Annotated in this window: 19 protein-coding genes; 17 read left to right on the top strand and 2 right to left on the bottom strand. The window is 68.1% G+C overall.

The window, feature by feature from the left end:
• The first annotated feature begins 64 nt into the window (after window positions 1-64).
• The 14 genes from hpaI to ABXG85_RS01780 all read left to right on the top strand — a co-directional run bounded on the left by hpaI (window position 65) and on the right by ABXG85_RS01780 (window position 13,764).
• Window positions 65-958: a 2,4-dihydroxyhept-2-ene-1,7-dioic acid aldolase gene (gene hpaI, locus ABXG85_RS01845; RefSeq protein ID WP_353512031.1), complete on the top strand. Its 894-nt coding sequence runs from the start codon at window positions 65-67 to the stop codon at window positions 956-958.
• Entirely contained in the window at window positions 955-1,695 is a 741-nt protein-coding gene (locus ABXG85_RS01840; protein WP_353512030.1) for a fumarylacetoacetate hydrolase family protein, read from the top strand. Before hpaI ends, ABXG85_RS01840 begins: the two co-directional genes overlap by 4 nt.
• Window positions 1,692-3,239 (top strand): 5-carboxymethyl-2-hydroxymuconate semialdehyde dehydrogenase, encoded by a 1,548-nt coding sequence (hpaE, locus tag ABXG85_RS01835; protein WP_353512029.1) that lies wholly within the window; start codon window positions 1,692-1,694, stop codon window positions 3,237-3,239. The genes ABXG85_RS01840 and hpaE overlap by 4 nt, the downstream gene beginning before the upstream one ends.
• Before the next feature lie 11 nt (window positions 3,240-3,250).
• Entirely contained in the window at window positions 3,251-4,702 is a 1,452-nt protein-coding gene (gene hpaB, locus ABXG85_RS01830) for a 4-hydroxyphenylacetate 3-monooxygenase, oxygenase component (protein ID WP_353512028.1), read from the top strand.
• Window positions 4,699-5,148: a 4-hydroxyphenylacetate 3-monooxygenase reductase subunit gene (gene hpaC / locus ABXG85_RS01825; RefSeq protein WP_353512027.1), complete on the top strand. Its 450-nt coding sequence runs from the start codon at window positions 4,699-4,701 to the stop codon at window positions 5,146-5,148. Before hpaB ends, hpaC begins: the two co-directional genes overlap by 4 nt.
• Window positions 5,136-6,095, top strand: a complete 960-nt coding sequence (gene hpaD, locus ABXG85_RS01820; RefSeq protein WP_353512026.1) for a 3,4-dihydroxyphenylacetate 2,3-dioxygenase — start codon at window positions 5,136-5,138, stop codon at window positions 6,093-6,095. Before hpaC ends, hpaD begins: the two co-directional genes overlap by 13 nt.
• Window positions 6,096-6,217: 122 nt before the next feature.
• Window positions 6,218-7,390 (top strand): ABC transporter substrate-binding protein, encoded by a 1,173-nt coding sequence (locus tag ABXG85_RS01815; RefSeq protein WP_353512025.1) that lies wholly within the window; start codon window positions 6,218-6,220, stop codon window positions 7,388-7,390.
• Between the two features lie 3 nt (window positions 7,391-7,393).
• On the top strand, window positions 7,394-8,371 hold the full coding sequence (locus ABXG85_RS01810) for a branched-chain amino acid ABC transporter permease (protein WP_353512024.1): 978 nt from the start codon (window positions 7,394-7,396) through the stop codon (window positions 8,369-8,371).
• Window positions 8,371-10,122, top strand: coding sequence for a branched-chain amino acid ABC transporter ATP-binding protein/permease (locus ABXG85_RS01805; RefSeq protein ID WP_353512023.1), 1,752 nt, complete (start codon window positions 8,371-8,373; stop codon window positions 10,120-10,122). The genes ABXG85_RS01810 and ABXG85_RS01805 overlap by 1 nt, the downstream gene beginning before the upstream one ends.
• Window positions 10,122-10,847: an ABC transporter ATP-binding protein gene (locus tag ABXG85_RS01800; protein WP_353512022.1), complete on the top strand. Its 726-nt coding sequence runs from the start codon at window positions 10,122-10,124 to the stop codon at window positions 10,845-10,847. Before ABXG85_RS01805 ends, ABXG85_RS01800 begins: the two co-directional genes overlap by 1 nt.
• Window positions 10,844-11,248, top strand: a complete 405-nt coding sequence (gene paaI, locus ABXG85_RS01795) for a hydroxyphenylacetyl-CoA thioesterase PaaI (protein ID WP_353512021.1) — start codon at window positions 10,844-10,846, stop codon at window positions 11,246-11,248. The genes ABXG85_RS01800 and paaI overlap by 4 nt, the downstream gene beginning before the upstream one ends.
• Window positions 11,205-12,539 carry a phenylacetate--CoA ligase gene (locus tag ABXG85_RS01790; RefSeq protein ID WP_353512020.1) on the top strand — a complete coding sequence of 445 codons (1,335 nt, stop codon included), beginning with the start codon at window positions 11,205-11,207 and terminating at the stop codon, window positions 12,537-12,539. Before paaI ends, ABXG85_RS01790 begins: the two co-directional genes overlap by 44 nt.
• A gap of 2 nt (window positions 12,540-12,541) precedes the next feature.
• Window positions 12,542-12,973, top strand: coding sequence for a thioesterase family protein (locus tag ABXG85_RS01785; protein ID WP_353512019.1), 432 nt, complete (start codon window positions 12,542-12,544; stop codon window positions 12,971-12,973).
• Window positions 12,970-13,764, top strand: coding sequence for an SDR family NAD(P)-dependent oxidoreductase (locus ABXG85_RS01780; protein ID WP_353512018.1), 795 nt, complete (start codon window positions 12,970-12,972; stop codon window positions 13,762-13,764). The genes ABXG85_RS01785 and ABXG85_RS01780 overlap by 4 nt, the downstream gene beginning before the upstream one ends.
• Here the strand turns inward: ABXG85_RS01780 and ABXG85_RS01775 are convergent.
• Window positions 13,730-14,902: an MFS transporter gene (locus tag ABXG85_RS01775; protein WP_353512017.1), complete on the bottom strand. Its 1,173-nt coding sequence runs from the start codon at window positions 14,900-14,902 to the stop codon at window positions 13,730-13,732. The two genes, ABXG85_RS01780 and ABXG85_RS01775, sit on opposite strands and share 35 nt — an antisense overlap.
• Window positions 14,903-14,986: 84 nt before the next feature.
• On the opposite strand from ABXG85_RS01775, the gene ABXG85_RS01770 reads away from it, so the two are divergent.
• The 3 genes from ABXG85_RS01770 to ABXG85_RS01760 all read left to right on the top strand — a co-directional run bounded on the left by ABXG85_RS01770 (window position 14,987) and on the right by ABXG85_RS01760 (window position 19,445).
• Window positions 14,987-15,478, top strand: coding sequence for a thioredoxin family protein (locus ABXG85_RS01770; RefSeq protein ID WP_353512016.1), 492 nt, complete (start codon window positions 14,987-14,989; stop codon window positions 15,476-15,478).
• Window positions 15,479-15,532: 54 nt separating this feature from the next.
• Window positions 15,533-18,130 carry a pyruvate, phosphate dikinase gene (gene ppdK, locus ABXG85_RS01765; protein ID WP_353512015.1) on the top strand — a complete coding sequence of 866 codons (2,598 nt, stop codon included), beginning with the start codon at window positions 15,533-15,535 and terminating at the stop codon, window positions 18,128-18,130.
• Window positions 18,131-18,500: 370 nt separating this feature from the next.
• Window positions 18,501-19,445, top strand: coding sequence for a YbgA family protein (locus ABXG85_RS01760; RefSeq protein ID WP_353512014.1), 945 nt, complete (start codon window positions 18,501-18,503; stop codon window positions 19,443-19,445).
• Here the strand turns inward: ABXG85_RS01760 and ABXG85_RS01755 are convergent.
• Window positions 19,442-22,213: a hypothetical protein gene (locus ABXG85_RS01755; protein ID WP_353512013.1), complete on the bottom strand. Its 2,772-nt coding sequence runs from the start codon at window positions 22,211-22,213 to the stop codon at window positions 19,442-19,444. The genes ABXG85_RS01760 and ABXG85_RS01755 overlap by 4 nt on opposite strands.
• Between the last annotated feature and the right edge of the window lie 51 nt (window positions 22,214-22,264).

The raw sequence follows: 22,264 nt of genomic DNA, 5'->3' as shown, positions 1-22,264 counted from the left end.
GTCCTGCACCCCAGTTGCCCTCCCCCCTTCCTCCCCGCATCCTGGGAGGCGAAAGGAGAAGCGCATGTTCCGCGGTTCCATACCGCCCTTACCCACACCCTTCCGCAAGGGCAAGCTGGACGAGGAGGCCCTGCGCCGCCTGGTGGAGCGGGTGGTGCAGGGGGGTTCCCACGGGGTGAGCGTGGGGGGGACCACGGGAGAGCCCGGCACCCAGACCCTGGAGGAGCGCAAGCGGGCCATGGAGGTGGTCCTGGACCAGGTGGCGGGGAGGGTGCCGGTGATCCCCGGCACGGGGGCCTTGCGCCTGGAGGAAACCCTGGAGCTCACCCGCTTCGCCCAGGAGGCGGGGGCGCAAGGGGCTTTGGTCATCGTTCCCTACTACGTGAAGCCCAACCAGGAGGGCCTTTACCGCTACTTCGCCCAGGTGGCGCAGGCGGTGCCGGACTTTCCCCTCCTCATCTACAACATCCCCGGGCGAGCCGGGGTGGAGATCGCCCCTAAGACCGTGGCTCGCCTCCGCCGCGACTTTCCCAACATCGTGGGCCTCAAGCATTCCTCCAAGGACCTGGAGTACCTCTCCCACCTCTTCGCCGAAGCGGGGCGGGACTTCCTCGTCTTCTGCGGCCTGGAAAGCCTCACCCTGCCCATGATGAGCCTGGGGGCGGTGGGCACCATCGCCGCCACCGCCAACTGGCTGCCCAAGGAGGTGGCCCTCCTCTGCGAGCGGGCCCTGGCGGGGGACTATGCGGGGGCGCGGGAGGTGCACGACTACCTCCTCGAGGCCAACGAGGCCATCTTCTGGGACACGAACCCCATTCCCCTGAAGACCGTGCTGGCCTGGATGGGCCTTTTGGAGAAGGAGTGGCGGCTTCCCTTGGACCCCACCACCCCGGAGGTGGAGGCAAGGCTTCGCCAGATGGCGGAACGCTACGGCCTAATCCCTGTGGAGGCGGCATGAGGCTCGCCCGCTTCCTCGCCAAGGGCCGGGTCCACCAGGGGGTCTTCCGGGAGGGCCTCCTCCTGGACGAGGCGGGGGAGGCCCACGACCCCAAGGCCGTCACCTGGCTTCTGCCCTTCACCCCGGGGAAGGTCCTGGGGGTGGCCCTCAACTACGCCGAGCACGCCGAAGAGCTGGGCTTAACCCGTCCCGAGGAGCCCGCCCTCTTTTGGAAACCCAACACCAGCCTCCTCCCCCACCAAGGGGTGGTGCGCTACCCCAAGGGGGCCCGGTTCGTCCACTACGAGGTGGAGCTCGCCGTGGTGGTGGGCAGGCCCATGAAGCGGGTGAAGGCCAAGGACGCCCTGGACTACGTCCTGGGCTACACCATCGCCAATGACCTGGTGGTGCGGGATTACGTGACCAATACCTTCCGCCCCCCCATCCGGGCCAAGGGGCGGGACACCTTCTTGCCCCTGGGGCCTTTCTTGGTGGTGGGGGAGGTGGAGGACCCGCAAAACCTCTGGCTAAGGGCCTACGTGAACGGGGAGCTGAGGCAGGAGGGGCACACCTCGAGGATGCTCTATTCCGTGGCGGAACTTTTGGCCTTCATCTCGGAGTTCATGACCCTGGAGCCCTACGATGTCCTCCTCACCGGCACCCCCAAGGGGATTAGCCAGGTGCATCCGGGGGACGTGATGCGGCTAGAGATCGAGGGCCTGGGGGCCTTGGAAAACCCCATAGAGGAGGAGCCATGAGGTACGCCGACGCCGTGGCCGGCATCCCATGGGAAACCATCGAGGCGGTGCGGCAGCGCCTAAAGGAGAAGCCCGCCCTGCACTACATCGCCGGGGCCTTCGTTCCCTCGGAAAGCGGGGAGACCTTCCCCTCCTTGGACCCTGCCAGCAACGAGGTTCTGGGCTACGCCGCCCGGGGCGGGGAAAAAGAGGTGGACAAGGCGGCTCGGGCGGCCCACGAGGCCTTTCAAAAATGGAGCCGCACCAAGGCCCGGGAGCGGAAGCGCTACCTCCTAAGGATCGCCGAGCTCATAGAGAAGCACGCCGACGAGCTTGCGGTGATGGAGTGCCTGGATGCGGGCCAGGTCCTCCGCATCGTGCGGGCCCAGGTGGCGCGGGCGGCGGAGAACTTCGCCTTCTACGCCGAGTACGCCGAGCACGCCATGGAGGACCGCACCTTCCCCGTGGACCGGGATTGGCTCTACTACGCCCTCCGCCTCCCTGCGGGCCCCGTGGGGATCATCACCCCCTGGAACGCTCCCCTGATGCTTTCCACCTGGCGCATCGCCCCCGCCTTGGCCTTCGGGGACACCGTGGTCCTGAAGCCGGCGGAGTGGAGCCCCTTTACCGCCACGAAGCTCGCCGAGATCCTCCAGGAGGCGGACCTGCCCCCCGGGGTCTTCAACCTGGTCCAGGGCTTCGGGGAGGAGGCGGGGGCGGCCTTGGTGGCCCACCCCCTGGTCCCCCTCCTCACCCTCACCGGGGAAACGGAAACGGGCAAGATCGTGATGCAAAACGCCGCCCGCCACCTCAAGCGGCTTTCCCTGGAGCTAGGCGGGAAGAGCCCGGCTTTGGTCTTCGCCGACGCCGACTTGGAGAGGGCCTTGGATGCGGTGGTCTTCCAGGTCTACTCCTTCAACGGGGAGCGGTGCACGGCAAGCTCCCGGCTTTTGGTGGAGGAGCGCATCTTTGAGGACTTCGTGGGGAAGGTGGCGGAAAGGGCCAAGGCCATCCGGGTGGGCCACCCCTTGGACCCCGAGACGGAGGTGGGGCCCCTCATCCACCCGGAGCACCTGGAGCGGGTCTTGGGCTACGTCCGGGTGGGCCTCGAGGAGGGGGCCAGGCTCCTTGCGGGGGGCAGGCGGGCCGCTCGCTCCTTCCGCGGGGAGGACCTCTCCTCGGGCAACTACCTGGAGCCCACCCTCTTCGTGGGGGAGAACGCCATGAAAATCGCCCAAGAGGAGATCTTCGGGCCCGTCTTGGTGGCCATCCCCTTCAAGGACGAGGAGGACGCCCTAAGGAAGGCGAACGACACCAAATACGGCCTCGCCGCCTACGTCTTCACCCGCGACCTGGAACGGGCCCACCGCTTGGCCCTGGAGCTGGAGGCGGGGATGGTCTACCTGAACAGCCACAACGTGCGCCACCTGCCCACGCCCTTCGGCGGGGTGAAGCAAAGCGGGGACCGCCGGGAAGGGGGGCACTACGCCCTGGAGTTCTACACCGACCTCAAGAGCGTGGCCCTCCCCTTGCGCCCCCCCCACATTCCCAGGTTTGGCAAGTAAGGAGGTGCGAAGTGGCACGGACAGGAGCGGAATACTTGGAAGCTCTACGGGAAAGACCCCCTAACCTCTGGTACAAGGGGGAGAAGGTGGAAGACCCCACCACCCATCCCGTCTTCCGGGGCATCGCGCGCACCATGGCCGCCCTTTACGACCTGCAGCACGACCCCCGCTTCCGGGAGGTCCTCACCTACGAGGAGGGGGGCAGGCGCCACGGCATGAGCTTCCTCGTCCCGAGGAGCAAGGAGGACCTCAAGAAGCGGGGCCAGGCCTACAAGCTCTGGGCGGACCAGAACCTGGGCATGATGGGCCGGAGCCCGGACTACCTGAACGCCGTGGTCATGGCCTATGCCGCCAGCGCCGACTACTTCGGGGAGTTCGCCGAGAACGTTCGAAACTACTACACCTACCTCCGGGACCAGGACCTGGCCACCACCCACGCCCTCACCAACCCCCAGGTGAACCGGGCCAAACCCCCTTCCGCCCAGCCCGACCCCTACATCCCCGTGGGGGTGGTGCGGCAGACGGAAAAGGGCATCGTGGTGCGGGGGGCTAGGATGACCGCCACCTTTCCTCTGGCGGACGAGGTCTTGATCTTCCCCTCCACCCTCCTCAAAGAGGGGCCGGGGAGCGAGAAGTACGCCATCGCCTTCGCCCTCCCCACCGCCACCCCGGGGCTCCACTTCGTCTGCCGGGAAGCCCTGGTGGGGGGGGATAGCCCCTTCGATTACCCCCTTTCCAGCCGCCTGGAGGAGATGGACTGCCTGGTCATCTTCGACGACGTCCTGGTGCCTTGGGAGCGGGTCTTCATCCTGGGGAACGTGGAGCTTTGCAACAACGCCTACGCCCAGACGGGGGCTTTACACCACATGGCCCACCAGGTGGTGGCCCTGAAGACCGCCAAGACGGAGGCCTTCTTGGGGGTGGCCGCCCTGATGGCGGAGGGGATCGGGGCCGACGCCTACGGCCACGTGCAGGAGAAGATCGCCGAGATCATCGTTTACCTCGAGGCCATGCGCGCCTTCTGGACCCGGGCGGAGGAGGAGGCCAAGGAGAACGCCTACGGCCTCCTGGTTCCGGACCGCAAGGCCCTGGACGGGGCGCGGAACCTCTACCCCAGGCTCTACCCCAGGATCCGGGAGATCCTGGAGCAGATCGGGGCCTCGGGCCTCATCACCCTCCCTTCCGAAAAGGACTTCAAAGGCCCCCTGGCCCCCCTTCTGGACAAGTACCTGCAAGGGGCCACCCTGGAGGCCCGGGAGCGGGTGGCCCTCTTCCGCCTGGCCTGGGACATGACCCTCTCCGGCTTCGGGGCCCGTCAGGAGCTTTACGAGCGCTTCTTCTTCGGCGACCCCGTGCGCATGTACCAAACCCTCTACCAGGTTTACGATAAGGAACCCTACAAGGAGCGCATCCGCACCTTCCTCCAGGCGAGCCTCGAGGTCTTCTCGGAGGTGCGGGCGTGAGGGAGGCCTTCAAGGAGGCGCTCAGCCGCTTCGCCAGCGGCGTCACCGTGGTGGCGGCGAGGGCGGGGGAGGAGGAGCGGGGCATGACCGCCACCGCCTTCATGTCCTTGAGCCTCGAGCCCCCCCTGGTGGCCCTGGCGGTGAGCGAGCGGGCGAAGCTTTTGCCCCTCCTGGAGAAAGCGGGGGCCTTCAGCGTGAGCCTCCTTCGGGAAGGGCAGGAGGGGGTCGCCGAGCACTTCGCCGGCAGGCCCAGGGAGGGGGTGGGCTTGGTGGAGGGAAGGGTAGAGGGGGCCTTGGCGGTGCTCCGGTGCCGCCTGGAGGCCCTCTACCCCGGCGGGGACCACCGGATCGTGGTGGGGCGGGTGGAGGAGGTGGAGCTTGGGGAGATGGGCCCCCCCCTCCTCTACTTCGCCCGCGGCTACAGGAGGCTGGTATGGCCATCGTGAGGGTAGGTTTCCTAGAGCTTTGGGTCCAGGACCTGGAGCGGAGCCTGGAGTTCTACCAGGGGCTTTTGGGGATGCTTCTGGAAAGGCGGGAAGGGAAGGCGGCCTACCTTAGGGGCTACGAGGAGCGGGAGTGGAGCCTGAAGCTCACCGAGGCCCCCCGGGCTGCGGTGGCCGCCCTCGGCTTCAAGGTGGATTCGGAGGAGGGCTTGGAGGAGGCTTTGGCCTGGGCCCGTAAGGAGGGGCTTGCCCACCGCCTCGAGGCGGACTGGGGGAGGCCCCGGGTCCTCCGGGTGCAGGACCCCTTCGGCTACCCCTTGGCCTTTTACTTCCAGGCGGAGAAGCTTCCCCGCATGCTCCAGGAGTACCACCTCCACCGGGGGCCCGGGATTTTGCGCATCGACCACGTGAACCTCTTCGCCCCGGAGGTGGGCCGGGCCACCCGCTATTACCAGGAGGTCCTTGGCTTCCGCCTGACGGAGTACACGGAGGACGAAGAGGGTCGGCTTTGGGCGAGCTGGCTCCACCGCAAGGGGAACGTGCACGACGTGGCCTTCACCAACGGGGAAGGCCCCAGGCTCCACCACCTCGCCTACTGGCTTCCCGACCCCATGGCGGTGATCCGGGCGGCGGACATCCTGGCGGGGGCCCGGCGCACGGACGCCATCGAACGGGGCCCGGGGCGGCACGGCATCTCCAACGCCATGTTCCTCTACCTAAGGGACCCCGATGGGCACCGGGTGGAGCTCTACACCTCTGACTACCTCACCGTGGACCCCGACCTGCCCCCGGTGCGCTGGAGCCTCAACGACCCCAGGCGCCAGACCCTCTGGGGCCACCGCACCCCCAAGAGCTGGTTTTTGGAGGGAAGCCTCCTGGTGGACCTCGAGGGCAACCCGGTACCCACCCAAAGCCCCGCCCTCTTGGGCCTTCCCGAGCACGTGACCTAAAGGCCCCGGTCCTACCCCGGGGCTTGACGGGACAAAGGTCCCTTTCTAAACTGGAGGCCGAACCAAACGAGTGTTCGTTAGACCCAATCCGGGCCACGCCCGGTGGGAAAAGGAGGTAAAGGATGAAGCGTTGGTTAGCGGTAGCCTTGGCCCTGGCCCTTTCCGCTTGGGCCCAGGGGGTCTTGAAGGTGGGGGTGGTGGTCTCGGCCACGGGGCGCGCCGCCTCCTTGGGCATCCCCGAGCGCAACACCTTCCTCATGCTGCAAGAGCTTCTGGACCGCCAGGGGGGCGTGGCGGGGCGGAAGGTGCAGTTCGTCATTCTGGACGACGCCTCGGACACCACCCAGGCGGTGCGGAACACCCGGCGGCTGGTGGAGGAGGACGCCGTGGCCATCGTGGGCACCACCACCACCCCCGCCTCCTTGGGCATGATCCCCGTGGTGGCGGAGGCCAAGGTGCCCATGATCTCCTTAGCCGCCAGCAAGGACATCATCCACCCGGTGGACGCCCAGCGCTTCTGGGTCTTCAAGACCCCCCAGACGGAGGAGCTCATGGCCCGGGCCATCGTGGTGGACATGGCGGCCAGGGGTGTGAAGACCGTGGGGTACATCGGCTTCAACGACGCCTACGGGGAGGGCTGGGCCCGCTTCTTTGAGGCGGAGGCCAAGGCCAAGGGGCTCCAGGTGGTGGCGAGCGAGCGCTACAACAGCAGCGATACCAGCGTCACCGGGCAGGCACTCAGGATCATCGCCCGCCGGCCCGACGCCGTCCTGATCGGGGCGAGCGGCACCCCGGCGGTGCTGCCCCAGCGCACCCTGAAGGAGCGGGGCTACGGGGGCCTCATCTACCAGACCCACGGGGTGGCGAACCCCGACTTCCTGCGGGTGGGGGGCAAGGACGTGGAGGGCACCCTGCTTCCCGCCGGGCCCATCCTGGTGGCGGAGCAGCTTCCCGGCACCTTCCCCTCCAAGCGGGTGGCCCTGGACTACATCCAGCGCTACGAGGCGAAGTACGGTATCGGAAGCTACTCCACCTTTGGCGCCCATGCCTGGGACGCTTGGCTCATCCTGCGCCCCGCCTTGGAGCGGGCCCTGAAGCGGGCCGACGCGGATAAGGACCTGGCCGCCTTCCGCGCCGCCTTGCGGGACGAGATCGAGGCCACGAGGAACCTGGTGGCCACCCACGGGGTCTTCACCTTCACCAAGGAGGACCACCTGGGCCTCCGCTTCGAGGACGCCGCGGTGATGGTCCGGGTGGAGGGAGGCCGCTGGAAGCTGGAGCGCACCTTCCGCTAAGCCATGGACGCCACCATCCTGGGCTTTCTCCTCCTGGACGGGCTCCAGAACGGGGTCATCTACGGGCTCTTGGCCATCGCCATGGTCCTGGTCTTCGCCGTGACCCGGGTGATCCTCGTGCCCATTGGGGAGCTCCTCATGTTCGCCCCCCTTTCCCTGGTGTGGCTCCAGGAGGGGAGGATCCCGGGGACGCTGGGGCTGGCGGTGGCCCTGGGGCTCCTCTGGGCGGGGGTTGCGCGGGGGCGGGGGGCTTGGGTGCCCCTCCTTGGGGCCTTGGGGCTTTCCGCCCTCTTTTTCCTCGCCCTGGCCGTTAAGCCCCTGGCCTATGGGGCGGCGGTCCTGTTGGTGGTCTATCTGGGGGTGGCCACGTACCGGGTCTTCTTCCAGCCTTTGCGGGAGGCCACGGTGCTTTCCCTCCTCATCATGGCCGTGGGCCTTCACGTGGCCTTTCAGGGCCTGGGCCTGGTGTTCTTCGGTCCGGAGCAGTTCCGCCCCGAGCCCCTCCTTAAGGGGGAGGTGGCGGTGGGCCTTTCCTGGCAGGGGGTTTTGGTCCTCCTCTTCGCCTTTCTGAGCGTTTTGGCCCTCTACGCCTTCTTCCGGTTTTCCCTCTACGGGAAGGCCCTTTTGGCTGCGGCGGAGAGCCGGCTTGGGGCCAGGCTGAGCGGCATCTCCCCGGAGGAGGCGGGGATGGTGGCCTTTGGCATCGCAAGCCTTTTGGCGGGGCTTTCTGGCCTGCTCCTCGCCCCCCTCATCAACGCCGCCTACTTCATGGGCTTCATGTTGGGGCTCAAGGGCTTCGTGGCCGCCATCCTGGGGGGGTTGGCCAGCTACCCGGTGGCCTTTTTGGGGGCGCTTTTGGTGGGCTTTTTTGAGAGCTTCACCAGCTTCTTCGCCAGCGCCTACAAGGAGGCCTTGGTCTTTCTCCTTTTGGTGCCCGCCCTCTTCTACCAAAGCCTTAGGGCGCGGGCGGTGGAGGAGTGATGCGCTACCTTTGGTTTCTCCTGCTCCTTTTGCCCGTTGTGCTCCTTCCGTTCCCGTTTTACCTCACCCTCCTCAACTTCTTCGCCCTTTCGGCCCTGGTGGCCCTTTCCCTCTACGTGCTCACGGGCCTAGCGGGGATGACCAGCTTCGCCCAGGCGGCCTTCATGGGGATGGGGGCCTACGCCACCGCCCTCCTCACGGTGAAGGCGGGGCTTTCCCCCTGGCTTGGCCTCCTTGTGGGCCTCGCCCTTTCCCTCCTGCTGGCCCTGGTTCTGGGAGGGCTCACCGTGCGGCTTAAAGGCCATTTCCTGCCCCTTTCCACCATCGCCTGGCAGGTGGCGCTTTACATCCTGGCGGGGAACCTGGTGGGCCTCACCGGGGGGCACACGGGGATCCCCGACCTGCCCCCCCTTCACCTCCTCGGCCTCCCCCTGGACACGGGCTTCCGCTACGCCCTTTTCAGCCTCTTCCTGTTGGTCCTCTGCCTTTTGGCCCTGGACAACCTGCGGGCTAGCCGCCTGGGCCGGGCCCTTCTGGCCCTGCGGGGGGACGCCCTGGCGGCGGCCAGCTTCGGGGTGGAGCCGGCGCGCCTCCGCCTCCAGGCCTTCCTCCTGGCGGGAGCCATGGCGGGGCTTGCCGGCTTCCTGTACGCCCACTTCCTGCGCTTCGTCAACCCCACCCCCTTCTCCCTGGAGGCCTCCATCAAGTACCTGGTGATGGCGGTGGCGGGCGGGGTGGGGACCATCCCCGGGGTGGTGTTGGGGGCGGCCTTCTTCACCGGCTTGGAGGATTGGCTCAAGGACCTCCTCCCCCTTCTCCTGGGCCGGCAGGGGAACTACGAGGTCATCGGCTACGGCCTCATCCTCGCCCTCATCCTCCTCCTGGCCCCCAAGGGGCTTTGGCCCCTCCTGGCCGCCCGGCTCCCTGCGCCGCCGAAAGGGCTCCCGGAGGCGGAGCCCCTTCCCCTCACCCCACCCCAAGGGGCCAAGGGGGAGGTGGTGCTCCGGGTGGAGAACCTGAAGAAGGCCTTCGGCGGTCTCCTGGCCGTGGGCGGGGTTTCCTTCGCCTTGCGGCGGGGGGAGATCCTGGCCCTGATCGGCCCCAACGGGGCGGGGAAGAGCACCACCTTCCACCTCATCACCGGGGCCCTGGCCCCCGATGGGGGCAAGGTCTTCCTCTTCGGCCAGGAGGTGACGGGGCTTCCCCCCTACCGCATCCACCTCCTGGGCCTGGGGCGCACCTTCCAGCACCCCCACCTCTTCCCCGAGCTCTCCGTGCTGGAGAACACCGCCTTGGGCACCCACGCCCGCACCCGCTCGGGTTTCCTCCGGGTCCTCTTGGGCCTCCACAAAAAGGAAGAGGCCCGGGCCCTGGCCACCGCCTACCGGGCGCTTAAGCGGGTGGGCCTGGAGTCCTTGGCCTGGGAGCGGGCGGAGCGGCTTACCGTGGGGCAGCAACGGCTTTTGGAGATCGCCCGCCTCCTGGCCTCGGGGGCGGAGGTCCTCCTCTTGGACGAGCCGGGGGCGGGGCTAAGGGCGGGGGAGAAACGGGAGCTCGCCCACCTCCTGCGGGCCCTGGCCAAGGAGGGGTACACCCTCCTCCTGGTGGACCACGACATGGACCTGATCATGGGCCTGGCGGACCGGGTGGTGGTGATGAACTACGGGGAGAAGATCGCCGAGGGAACCCCGGCGGAGGTGCAGAAAAACCCCCTGGTGCGGGCCGCTTACCTGGGGGAGGAGGTGGCCTGATGCTACGGGTGGAAGGCCTCACCGTGCGCTACGGGCCCTTGGAGGCGGTGCGGGGGGTTTCCTTCCGCATCCGCGAGGGGGAAGCCCTGGCGGTGATCGGGCCCAACGGGGCGGGGAAGACCAGCCTCCTTCGGGGGCTTGTGGGCCTGGCCAAGGCGGAGGGGCGAATTGAGCTTGCCGGGGAGGTTTTGGCCCAGCGGAGCCCCGAGGGCCTCCTGCAACGGGGCCTCGTCCTGGTGCCGGAGGGCCGCGCCCTGTTCCCCGGGCTTTCCGTGGAGGACAACCTCCGCCTTGGGGGGTTTCTCCGCTTCCGGAAGGGGGAGGACCTGAGGCCCGATTTGGAGCGGGTCTATGGCCTTTTTCCCCGGCTTAGGGAAAGGCGGGGGCAGCTGGCCGGGACGCTTTCCGGGGGGGAGCAGCAGATGCTCGCCATCGGCCGCGCCCTCATGGCGCGGCCCAGGCTCCTCCTTTTGGACGAGCCCTCCTTGGGGCTTGCCCCCCTGATGGTGCGGGAGATCTACCGCATCCTGGCCGCCTTGAAGCGGGAGGGGGCCACCCTCCTTTTGGTGGAGCAAAACGCCAAGGTAGCCCTGGAGCTGGCCGACCGCGGGCTGGTGCTGGAGGCGGGGGAGGTGGCCCTGGAGGGAAGCGCGAAGGAGCTCCAGCAAAACCCCAAGGTGGTGGAGGCCTACCTGGGCCTCAAGCGGGAGGTGGAGGAGGGATGAAGGATCCCTTCATGGAGACGTTGGGCCTCGAGGTGGTGCACCTGGGCCCCGGGGAGGCCAAGGTGGTGGGCCGGGTGGGAAGGGAGCACCTGAACCTTCACGGCACCGTTCACGGGGGGTTCCTCTACGCCCTGGCCGACAGCGCCTTCGCCCTGGCCTCCAACTCCAGGGGGCCTGCGGTGGCCCTTTCCTGCCGCATGGACTACTTCCGGCCCCTCTACCCCGGGGCCCTCGTGGAGGCCGAGGCGGTGGAGGTGAACCTTTCCAGGCGCACCGCCACTTACCGGGTGGAGGTGGTCTCGGAGGGGAAACGGGTGGCCCTCTTCACGGGCACGGTCTTTCGCTTAGGAGGTGAGGATGTACCAGCCAGAGTTGGAGACCCTTCCCAGGGAGAAGCTTAGGGCGCTGCAGGAAGAGCGGCTGCGCCAGGTGGTGGCCTACGTGTACGAGCGGGTACCCTTTTACCGGAGGCGTCTGGACGAGGCGGGGGTAATCCCGGGGAAGGTCCGGGGCCTCGAGGACCTCCCCAAGCTCCCCTTCACCCGGAAGGACCACCTGCGGGAGAACTACCCCTTTGGTCTCTTCGCCGTGCCCCGGGAACAGGTGGCCCGCATCCACGCCAGCAGCGGCACCACCGGCAAGCCCACGGTGGTGGGCTACACCCGGAAGGACCTCGGCATCTTCGCCGAGGTGGTGGCCCGCTCCTTAGGGGCGGCGGGGGCGAGGCCGGGGATGATGCTCCACAACGCCTACGGCTACGGCCTCTTCACGGGGGGCTTGGGCCTCCACGGGGGGGCGGAGGCCTTGGGCATGACCGTGGTCCCGGTGTCCGGGGGCATGACGGAGCGGCAGATCCTCCTCATCCAGGACTTCCGCCCCGAGGTGATCTCCTGCACCCCCTCCTACGCCCAGACCCTGGCGGAGGAGTTCAACAAGCGGGGGGTTCCCCCCGAGGCCCTTTCCCTGGAGTACGCCGTTCTGGGCGCCGAGCCGTGGACGGAGGCCATCCGCAGGCAGGTGGACGAGGGGCTTGGGGTGAGGAGCACCAACATCTACGGCCTCTCTGAGATCATCGGCCCCGGGGTGGCCAACGAGTGCGTGGAGGAGCGGCAGGGAAGCCACATCTGGGAGGACCACTTCCTGCCGGAGGTGGTGGACCCGGACACGGGGGAGCCCCTGCCGGAGGGGAAGGTGGGGGTCTTGGTCTTCACCACCCTCACCAAGGAGGCCATGCCCCTCCTGCGCTACTGGACGGGGGACCTCACCTTCTTGACCTACGAGCCCTGCTCCTGCGGCCGCACCCACGTGCGCATGGGGCCCATCCTGGGCCGCACGGACGACATGCTCATCATCCGCGGGGTGAACGTCTACCCCACCCAGGTGGAGGCGGTTCTCCTGGGCATCCCCGAGGTGGAGCCCCACTACCAGATCGTGGTGCGGCGGGAGGGCACCTTGGACGAGGCGGAGCTCAAGGTGGAGGTGTCCCCAAGCTTCTTCCAGGACATCGGCAGAAAAGCCCTTTCCGACGAGGTGATAGAGGCAGACCACCGCCTCCACGCCCTTCGGGAGAGGATTGTCCGCAAGATCAAGGACACCATCGGCGTCAGCATGCGGGTGGTCCTCCTCGCCCCCGGGGAGGCCCCGAGGAGCGAAGGGGGGAAGCTTCGCCGGGTCTTGGACCTGCGCAAGTAGCCATGCGCCCCATTCCCGAAGGCTACGAGGCCACCTTCGAGACGGTGGTCACCGAGGCCATGACCGTGGACTTTGAGGAGCTCGGGCCCGTCCACCCCGTCTACGCCACCTACTGGATGGCCAAGCACATGGAGCTCGCCGGGCGCAAAATCATTCTCCCCTTTTTGGAGGAGGGGGAGGAGGGAATCGGGAGCTACGTGGAGGTGCGCCACCTGGCCTCCGCCCTCCCGGGGATGCGGGTGCGGATCGTGGCCCGGCACGAGCGGACCGAGGGCAACCGGGTCCACGCCACCATGGAGGCCTATAACGAGCTCGGCGACCTCATCGGCGTGGGGCGCACGGAGCAGGTGATCCTGCCCAAGGCCAAGGTGGAAGCCCTTTTCGCCCGGCTCCGGGAGCGCTGGCAGGCCAAGAAGGGTATGCTGGGCCCATGAGGCTTTCCGGCAAGGTGGTGGTGGTCACGGGGGCGGGAAGCGGGTTGGGCCAGGCCCTCAGCCTGGAGCTCCTCCGCCGGGGGGCCAGGGTGGCGGCGGTGGACCTGAGGGAGGAGGGCCTCAGGGAAACCCAGGCCCAGGCGGGAAGCCTAGCCGCAGGCCTAAGCCTTCACCCCCTGGACATCACCGAGCCCCAGGGGGTGGCGGCCTTGCCCGAGGCGGTGGAGGAGGCGCACGGCCAGGTGGACGGCCTCATCAACAACGCCGGCATCATCCAACCCTTCAAGCGCTTCCTGGACTTGGACGAGGCCGCTATAGAGCGGGTGATGCGGGTGAACTTCTACGGGACCCTCTACATGACCCGGGCCTTCCTGCCCAGGCTCCTGCGGCGGCCCGAGGCCCACCTGGTGAACGTTTCCAGCATGGGGGCCTTCGTGCCGGTGCCGGGGCAAGCGGTCTACGGCGCCTCCAAGGCGGCGGTGATGCTCCTCACCGAGGCCCTTTGGGCCGAGCTTCAGGGCACTTCGGTCCGGGTCACCCTGGTCCTGCCCGGGGCCATGCGCACGGGGATTGCGGCCCACTCGGGGGTGGAGGCCCCGAGGGCCGAGGGGGCAAAGGTGCCCGTGTTGGAACCCCAGGAGGCCGCCCGAAAGCTTTTGGACGCCGTGGAGCGGGACGCCTTCCGGGTGCTCCTGGGCCGGGATGCCCGCGCCATGGACCTGCTCCACCGCCTAAGCCCCCTCCTCGCCGCCCGCCTCATTGGGCGCCGCATGGCCCACCTCCTGGGTTAGCTCCTTTACCCTGCACCAAGAAGGCGGCCAGTCCCATGAGCCCGGCAAGGAGGAGGGCGCTGGCGGCGAAGGCCAGGCCATGGTTGGGTAAAAGCCGGTAGAAAAGCCCTAGGCTTCCCCCGGCCAGGGCGCTTCCCAACGCCTGCCCCAGGGAGCGGGCCACGGAAAGGGCCCCCGAGGCAAGCCCCTCGGTGCCCGAGGGGGCCAGGGAGAGGACCAGGGCGTTGTTGGCCGCCTGGAAGAGGGCCCGCCCGATCCCGAGGAGAACGAGGCCCAAGGCGCCGCCCCAAAGGGGGTGGAGGAGGGGCAAGAAGGCGAAGGCCATCCCCGCCCCCAAGAGGAGGTGGGCTCCGAGGCGGGCCACCCGGCGGTAGCCTTCCCGGTCCGCCACCCTTCCCGCCCAGGCCCCGAGGAAGAAGAGCTGCAAGGGACCGAGGAGGAGAAGCCCCCCTATGCTTTCGGGGGAGAGCCCCTCCGCTCCCAGGTGGAAGCTCAGGGCCACCGTGGTCCCCAGGGTGTGGGCGAAGTAGAGCCCCGTGGCGAGAAGGGCCCGGAGGAAACCGGAAGCGGCGAGGAGTTGCCTCAGGGAACCCCCTTGTTCCGGGAGGCTTGGCAGGTTGCCCGAGAGGAGAAGGGCGAGGAGGGCGGCGGGAAGGGGCAGGAGGAAGACCAGGGAAAGGCTTTTGCCGGCGGCAAGCCCCCCCAACGCGGGGCCCAGGAGGGTTCCCGTGGCCACGGTGCTCGCCACCATGCCCAAGGCGTAGCCCCGGGCCCTGGGAAAGGCGGTGGCGGCGAGTCCCGGCACCAGGCCCACCACCATGGCCGTGGCCACCCCCTGGAGGAAGCGGAGGAGGTAAAGGGCCCAAAGCCCCGGGGCCAGGGCCAGGAGGAGGGCGAAGAGGGCGTGGAGCCCAAGCCCGAGCCGGAATAGCCTTCCCGCCCCCACCCGTCCCGCAAGCCCCGCCACGGGCAGGTAGGCCAGGGCTGCCCCCAGGAGGCCTATAGAGACTACCCCTTGGGCCTCCTCGGGCCCCACGGCGAAGGTCCGTTGCAGGAGGGGTAGGGCGGGGGCCAGGCTGCTTTCGCTCACCGTGCCCAAGAGGACCCCGGAAAGGAGGGCCAAAAGCCGCCGGTCCATGGGCTAAGCCTACTTCCCGGGCGCCGGAAAAGAGTGGGACGATCCCCCTTGCCCTCGAGGGGGGCCCGGCCGCACCATGGGGCCATGCTGGCCGAGCCTTGGACCCAAGGGCTTACCTACCCGGCCCTTCTTCCCCGACTTGGCGCAGGGCGGAAGCGGGTGGAGGCCTTTTACCGGACCCTGGAACCCTTGCCCCCCCTTCCGGGGGTGGCCCGGGCCTTGGCCTTGGTGGAGGCCTGGTGCCCGGACTGCCTCCAGGCCATCCCCGTGCTGGCCAGGCTCCCCCTGGAGGTCCACTTCCTCTTTCGCCACGAAAACCCGGACCTGGCCGAGGCCTACGCCAAGGAGGGCAAGCGCATCGTGCCCACCGTGGTCTTCCTGGGAGAGGGCTTAGAGGAGCTCGCCCGCTGGCACGGCCCCCCGGAGGAAGCCCGGTCCTTCCTGGGGAAGCTCAAGGCGGAAGGGCTACCCCCGGGAGAGCTTGTGCGGCGCTACCACCGGGCCTTTCCCCGCTTCGCCCAGGCCATGCTGGCCGAGTGGCGGGCCCTTTTGGTTCTCCAGGGGCGAACGGTGTAGCCCTCTTGGGAGTACACATTTCCACGCTTCCACCGCCTCCCGGATACTCGGGGTGTGGAAAGCCGTGTATACCTGCTACCGGAGGCGCAAGGCCTTTCTAAGGAGCTCCTTGGGGGCAAGGGGTATGGCCTGGTGGCCATGGCGGGGGCGGGGCTTCCCGTGCCCCCGGCCTTCATCGTCACCACCGAGGCCTGCCGGCAGTACCTGAAGCGGGGGGAGGTGCCGGGGCTTTGGGAGGAGGTGGAGGCCAAGATGGCGGCCCTCGAGGGCCTAACCGGGAAGCGCTTCGGCCGCGGGGAGGGGAGGACCCCTCCCCTTTTGGTGTCCGTGCGGAGCGGGGCCCCGGTGTCCATGCCGGGGATGATGGACACCATCTTGAACCTGGGCCTCACCCTGGAGGGGGTGGAGGCCCTGGCCCGGGCCACGGAAAACCCCCGTTTCGCCTGGGACACCTTCCGCCGCCTCCTCGCCATGTACGGGGAGGTGGTCTTGGGGGAGAGGGCGGAGGTTTTTGAGGGAATGCTCGCCGCCCTAAAGGCGGAGCGGGGGGTGGAGGCGGACACCGCCCTTTCCGCCGAGGACCTGGAGGAGCTTTCCTTCCGCTACCTCCGCCACCTCGAGGCCAGGGGCACTCCCTTCCCCATGGACCCCTGGGCGCAGCTTTCCGCCGCCATAGAGGCGGTCTTCCGGAGCTGGCTCAACCCCCGGGCCAAGACCTACCGCCGCATCTACGGCATCCCCGAGGACCTGGGCACGGCGGTGGTGGTCCAAGCCATGGTCTACGGCAACCTAGGGGAGGACTCCGGCACCGGGGTGGGCTTCACCCGAAGCCCCGTCACCGGGGAGAAGCGCCTCTACGGGGAGTACCTGCGCAACGCCCAAGGGGAGGACGTGGTGGCGGGCCTCCGCACCCCTGAGCCCATAGAGCGCCTCCGGGACTACGCCCCCACCCTCTACGCCGAGCTTGTGCAGGTGGCGGAGCGCCTGGAGCGCCACTTCCGCGACATGCAGGACTTCGAGTTCACCGTGGAGCGGGGGCGGCTTTTCCTCCTGCAAACCCGCTCGGGCAAGCGCACGGCCAAGGCGGCGGTGCGCATCGCCGTGGAGATGGCGGAGGAGGGCCTGATCTCCCGGGAGGAGGCGGTCTTACGGGTAGAGGCCAACGCCCTCCCCGGCCTCCTCAAGCCCAGCGTGGACCGGGACAAGGCTCCCAAGCCCCTCCTTAAGGGGCTGCCCGCAAGCCCGGGAGCCGCCCTTGGGCACGCCGTCTTCTCCAACGAGGGGGCGGAGCGCTTCCACGCCCAAGGCTTGCCCACGATCCTGGTGCGCCCGGAAACCACCCCGGAGGACATCACCGGCATGTACCTCTCGAAGGGCATCCTCACCGCCCGGGGTGGCCTTACCTCCCATGCGGCGGTGGTGGCTCGAGGCCTGGGGGTGCCGGCGGTGGTGGGGGCGGAGGCTTTGCGGGTCTACCCCGAGGAGGGGAGGGCTGTGGTGGACGGGGTGGAGATCCGGGAGGGCGACCTCCTCACCCTGGACGGGAGCACGGGAGAGGTCTACCTGGGGGCGGTGCCCCTGGTGGAGGCGGAAGGGGAGGCCCTCCTGCAGAAGCTCCTTGCTTGGGCCGAGCCCCATCGGCGCCTCGGGGTCAGGGCCAACGCCGACACCCCGGAGGACGCCCGCAGGGCCCGGGCCTTCGGCGCCGAGGGGATTGGCCTCTGCCGCACCGAGCACATGTTCTTCCAGGAGGAGCGGCTTCCCTGGGTGCGCCGCCTCATCCTGGCCCAAGGGGAACAGGAGGAAGAGGAAGCCCTAGAGCGGCTTTTCCGGTTCCAGAAGGAGGACTTCAAGGAGATCCTCCGGGCCATGGACGGGCTTCCCGTCACGGTGCGGCTTCTGGACCCGCCCCTCCACGAGTTCCTGCCGCCCGTGGCCGAGCTTGAGGAGGCGGTCAAGGCGGGGAACGAGGAGGCCGCTTTGCTTCTGGAGCGGGCCAAGGCCCTTCACGAGGCGAACCCCATGCTGGGCTTCAGGGGGGTTAGGCTCCTCCTCTTGCGGCCCGGCATCTTCCGCATGCAGCTCAAGGCCCTCCTGGAAGCGGCCAAGGAGCTCAAGGAAGAGGGGCTTGACCCCAGGCCCGAGGTCATGGTCCCCCTGGTGGCGGACCCCAAGGAGGTGGAAAGGGCCCGCCTCCTGGCGGAGGAGCTCTTCGCCGAGTACGGCCCCATCCCCTTTGGCACCATGATCGAAACCCCCCGGGCCGCCTTGTTGGCGGGCGAGATCGCCCCCCTGGTGGACTTCTTCAGCTTCGGCACCAACGACCTTACCCAGATGGCCTTCGGCCTCTCCCGCGACGACGCCGGGAAGTTCCTGCCCCAGTACGTGGAGGAGGGGCTGTTCCCCTTTGACCCCACGGAGCGCCTGGACGAGAAGGGAATGGGAAGGCTCCTCCGGCTGGCGGCGGAGGAGGGCAGGCGGGCCAACCCCCGCCTGAAGCTTGGCCTCTGCGGGGAGCACGGGGGCGAGGCGGGAAGCGTCCAGGCGGTGGCGGACCTTCTGGACTACACCTCGGCGAGCCCCTACCGGGTCCTCACCGCCCGCTTGGCGGCCGCCCAGGCGGGGCTTCGGCGGGCACTTCAGCCAACCTAAACACCCGGACGGGATTTTCCACCCGCCGCTCTACGGTGCGCTTTCGGATGTTGTTCTGAGTCTAGAAGTCCTTCGGGAACCAGTTCTAGACCATCACCCAACAGGACACCCTCACCCTCATGGCTTGGGTGATCAGGGACATTCGCGACCAGGAGGGTAACGATGACAACGTCACGAAGGGCTAGACCGCGGGGCCTTGGGCCGGGGTTTTGAGGACAACTATGCCACCGGCAGGTCCTGCTTCGCAGCGCTTTCCGGAAGCGCATTGCTATTCACAACTGTCCGGCCTCTGGGCCCCACCCTCAAAGTGGGACGGGGTTTGTTTTGTGGCCCACGGCGAAGGCGCCAAAGGGGCATAAAGTATCGGGTTATGGAAGACATCTGGCCCCGGCCCAGGCTTGTGGTGAGCGCCTGTTTGGGTTTCGCCGCCGTGCGCTACTCGGGGGAGCTCATCCCCGATAAGGTGGTGGCGGCTCTGAGGGAGTTTGTGGACTTTGTGCCCGTCTGCCCCGAGGTGGAGATTGGCCTGGGGGTGCCGAGGCCCACGGTGCGCCTGGTGCGGGGGGAGGAGGGCCCAAGGATGGTCCAGCCCAAGACGGGGGAGGACCTCACGGGAAGGATGGAGGCCTTCAGCCGGGGCTTCCTCGAGGCCCTGGGCCCGGTGGAGGGCTTTATCCTTAAGAACCGCTCCCCCACCTGCGCCCTCAAGGACGCCAAGGTCTACGCCCGGGCGGAGGAGGGGGGCGTGGTGGCCCGGGGTCCCGGCCTCTTCGCCAAGCGGGTGGAGGAGGCCTTTCCCCTCCTGCCCAAGGAGGACGAAGGGCGGCTTTCCAGCGCCCGCATCCGGGCCCACTTCTTCACCCGGGTCTTCGCCCTAGCCCGCCTCCGGCGGGTGGAGGACCTGGGGGGGCTCCAGGCCTTCCACGCCCGCTACAAGCTCCTCCTCCTGGCCTATAGCCAGGCGGGGGCCAGGGCGCTCGGGCGGCTCCTCGCCGAGGCTAGAGGGAAGCCTATCCCCGAGGTGCGGCGGGCCTATGAGGAAGGCTTCCTGAAGGCCACCCGCCTTCCCTTCCGCCTGGGTCCCATGGCGGACACCCTTCTCCACGCCTTCGGGTACTTCAAGATGGTTCTCACGCCCAAGGAAAAGGCCCACTTCCTGGAGCTCCTTGGAGCCTTCCGGGAGGAGCGGGTGCCCCTCGAGGCCCCCCTGGCCCTCCTCCAGTCCTGGGCCTTGCGGTACGGGGTGCCCTACCTCGAGGCCCAGGCCCTTTTTGCACCCTACCCAAGAGCGCTCCAGAGCCTCGCTAGCTCCTAGCGTATCCTCGCCCGGTAGCACACCTCACCCGTGGCCCCTGGGGCCAGGGTGCCCACGCTCACCCGCACGATGCCCCCCTGGATCTCCCCGGCGTCGTCCCCGCTTTGCGCCGTGAGGAAGTAGGGGGTGCTCCCCTCCGTCCAGCGGATGGCCCGGTTGCCGTAGTCCGGCACGGCGGTGAGGGGATCGGTGAAGAAGGGAGCCGGGTCCGTGAGGAGGAAGGCGCTCACGGGGCTAGTGCCCAGGTTCTGGTAGGCGATGCAGTACTCCAAAACCTCCCCCGGCTTCCCCTGGGCAGTGGTGCCGAAGGGCGTGTTTTGGGAAACGTTCCGCACCCGCTTGGTGAGGCGCACCTCGCCCCCGGTGACCTGCAGGGTATCCGTGAGGCCATCCGCGCCCACCACCCCCGCATTGCCGCTCCAGGCCAAGGCAGAGCGGAGGAGGAAGAGGTCCACCGCCCCGGCGGGCTCCCCAGCGGGCACCAGGGCCCGCACCTCCAGGGGGCAGGCCTTCAGGCTCCCATCCGCCTCCCGGGGCCAGGCGCTCCCCACGCTCAGGGTATAGGGCAAGGCCTGCCAGTCCTCCCCTGGGCCGAAGGCGCCGTCGCAGTTGAGGTCCAGGCGCACCTGGTAGGTGTAGCGGGGGGTGTTGCCGGCGCTCAGGGTGAGGGTGCCCAGGGTGCCGGGGGCGTACCAGTGGCGGAAGGTGTAGGTTCCCGGGGAACTGGTCTGGCCCGAGCCGTCGGGGTAGAGGCGGCCATCCCGTACCACGCCGAAGTTGCGCAGGAGGGTCTGCCCCGAGAGGCTTTGTGCCTGCCCCAGGCTCGCCGTGGCCCCAGGGGAGGCGGGGGCGGTGGCGTCCTGCCAGCTCGCCACCTTCGTCGCCGCCGCCCCATCGTTCCAGCCCGTGGCGGGGCGAAGGGGGTGGGAGAGGGTGACGCTCCCCCAGGAGGCGGGGATATAGAGCCGGTAGTACCCGCTTCCGTCCGTGAGGGTGCTCCGGGTGTTGCTGCCGTCCGTGGCCCGCACCTCCACGTTGCCCAGGCCGGGCTCGGCGCCGTTTTGCTGGGCGTCGTTGGCGGTGCCGCCGCCAAGCCCATCGTCCCGGAAGACCCGCCCCTCCACCACAAAGCCCCGGAAGAGGCCGAAGAGGAGCCCGGTGGTGTCGCCGCTCACGTTCACGGAGAAGCTTCCCGTAGCGGGGTTTACGAAGAGCCACCCCGAGGGAGGCGTGGGGGTGGTATCCCCAGCGCTATTGTTGTTGTCCAGGACCAGGGTGTAGCTCCCTGGGGCCACCCCTTGGAGGCTGAAGGTCCCGCTTCCCGGGTCTACCTGGGCGGCGGCCACCAGGGTGGTGCCGGAGAAGAGCTTCACCCACACCGTGGCCCCGTCGGACCAGTCCTCGGCCGGGGCCTTGAGGCCGTTGGGCTCCCGGTCGTGGTAGACCTGGCCCGAGAGGGTGAAGCCCACCACCGTCACCGAGGCGGCGGCCGAGGCCGTTTCGGTAAAGGCGGTGCCCAGGGTCTGGGCGTTGTAGCGTATCTCCGCCGTGTTCACCACGTTTTGGTTCGCGGCGCTCGGGAGCACCCGAACCCGGAAGCGGACCCTGGCTCCCTGCCCGGGGAGGATGAGACCCCCTTGGCTCGCTGTGGCCCCCGTGCCCAGGCGAAAGACCACCCGCCCGTTTTGGGCGTCGTATTCGGCAATATCGTCCCCGGGGGCGTCGGTGAAGGTGCCCGTGGGGGCTGAAGCGGTGTTTTGCACCACTTGCAGGCTTCCCGGCACGTACTGGGTGCCCGCGGGGATGGGGTCGGTGAGGACCACGTTGGTGGCCCCGTCTAACCCCGTGTTCTGGAAGCTGATCTCGTACTCCAGGATGTCTCCCACCAGAACCTGGCCCCCATTGAGATCGGTGACGGTTTTGGTGAAGGTGGTTTTGAGGTCGGGGAAGTAGATGTCCACAGCGAAGGTGAGAACGGTGGGGAAGTAGACATCTTGAGTAGAGGTAAAGGAAAGCGTTGCTGTGGTGGCGCCGTTGGGGATCCTGCCCGTGGCGTCGAAGCGGTCCACATCTACCGCCATTTGGTTGATAAAGTCTGGAACTTTGTTGGTAAAGCGAGTTCCCATGTTGGAAACGGAGCTATTGAAGAAGTTGTTGATGGGGTTTTGCGCGTCTGTAACCGCTTGGCCGTTAAGCAAGAGCTGGTCACCCTCGATACCGCCATCCCCTTCAAAGGCTACTGCCCCCACCCGGGCGTTCACGGTCCCGGTGGCGGGGGTGAGAAAGCCGCTTGGGGTGATGGTTACCGAGTTTCCTGCGCTCACCGCTGCAAGGCCGTCGTAAACCACCAGGTTTTTAAAGGTGGTGTTAGGGTCGCGGTAGACCACCACCAGGGCCCAGCCGGCGTAGAAGCCTAGGCCATCGTTGCCGGTTCGGGCGAGGATGCCTCCCACCCAGTAGGTGCCGCTTCCTCTGGTCTGAACGATGGAGGTGACGTTGGCGAAGGCGGCGTAGGGCCGGCTGTTGGATTCTCCTTGGTCTGAAATCGTACCTAGGAGGATCCCGGTGATTTGCTGGTAGGAGGAGGTTCCGGGGGCCTTTAGGTAGATTTGGTTTCGGCCGCTGGCATTGGGGTCTGCCCGAGCGCCCCAGTAGAGCCCGGCCCAAAGGACCTGAGCCCCTGCCGGAAGGGTTAAGGTGGCGTTGCTGCTTCCCCCCCGACCATTATTCCAGGTAGGAGCAGAGGGATCCGCTTGGAAAAAAAGCATAGGCCTATTGTTGCTAGCACTCCTATCGTTCATCACACTTGTATCACAGGC

The sequence above is a fragment of the Thermus sp. LT1-2-5 genome (assembly GCF_040363165.1).
Taxonomy (GTDB): Bacteria; Deinococcota; Deinococci; order Deinococcales; family Thermaceae; genus Thermus.
Note: the sequence above shows the minus strand (reverse complement) of the source record. Positions and strands in the feature narration are given on the sequence as shown.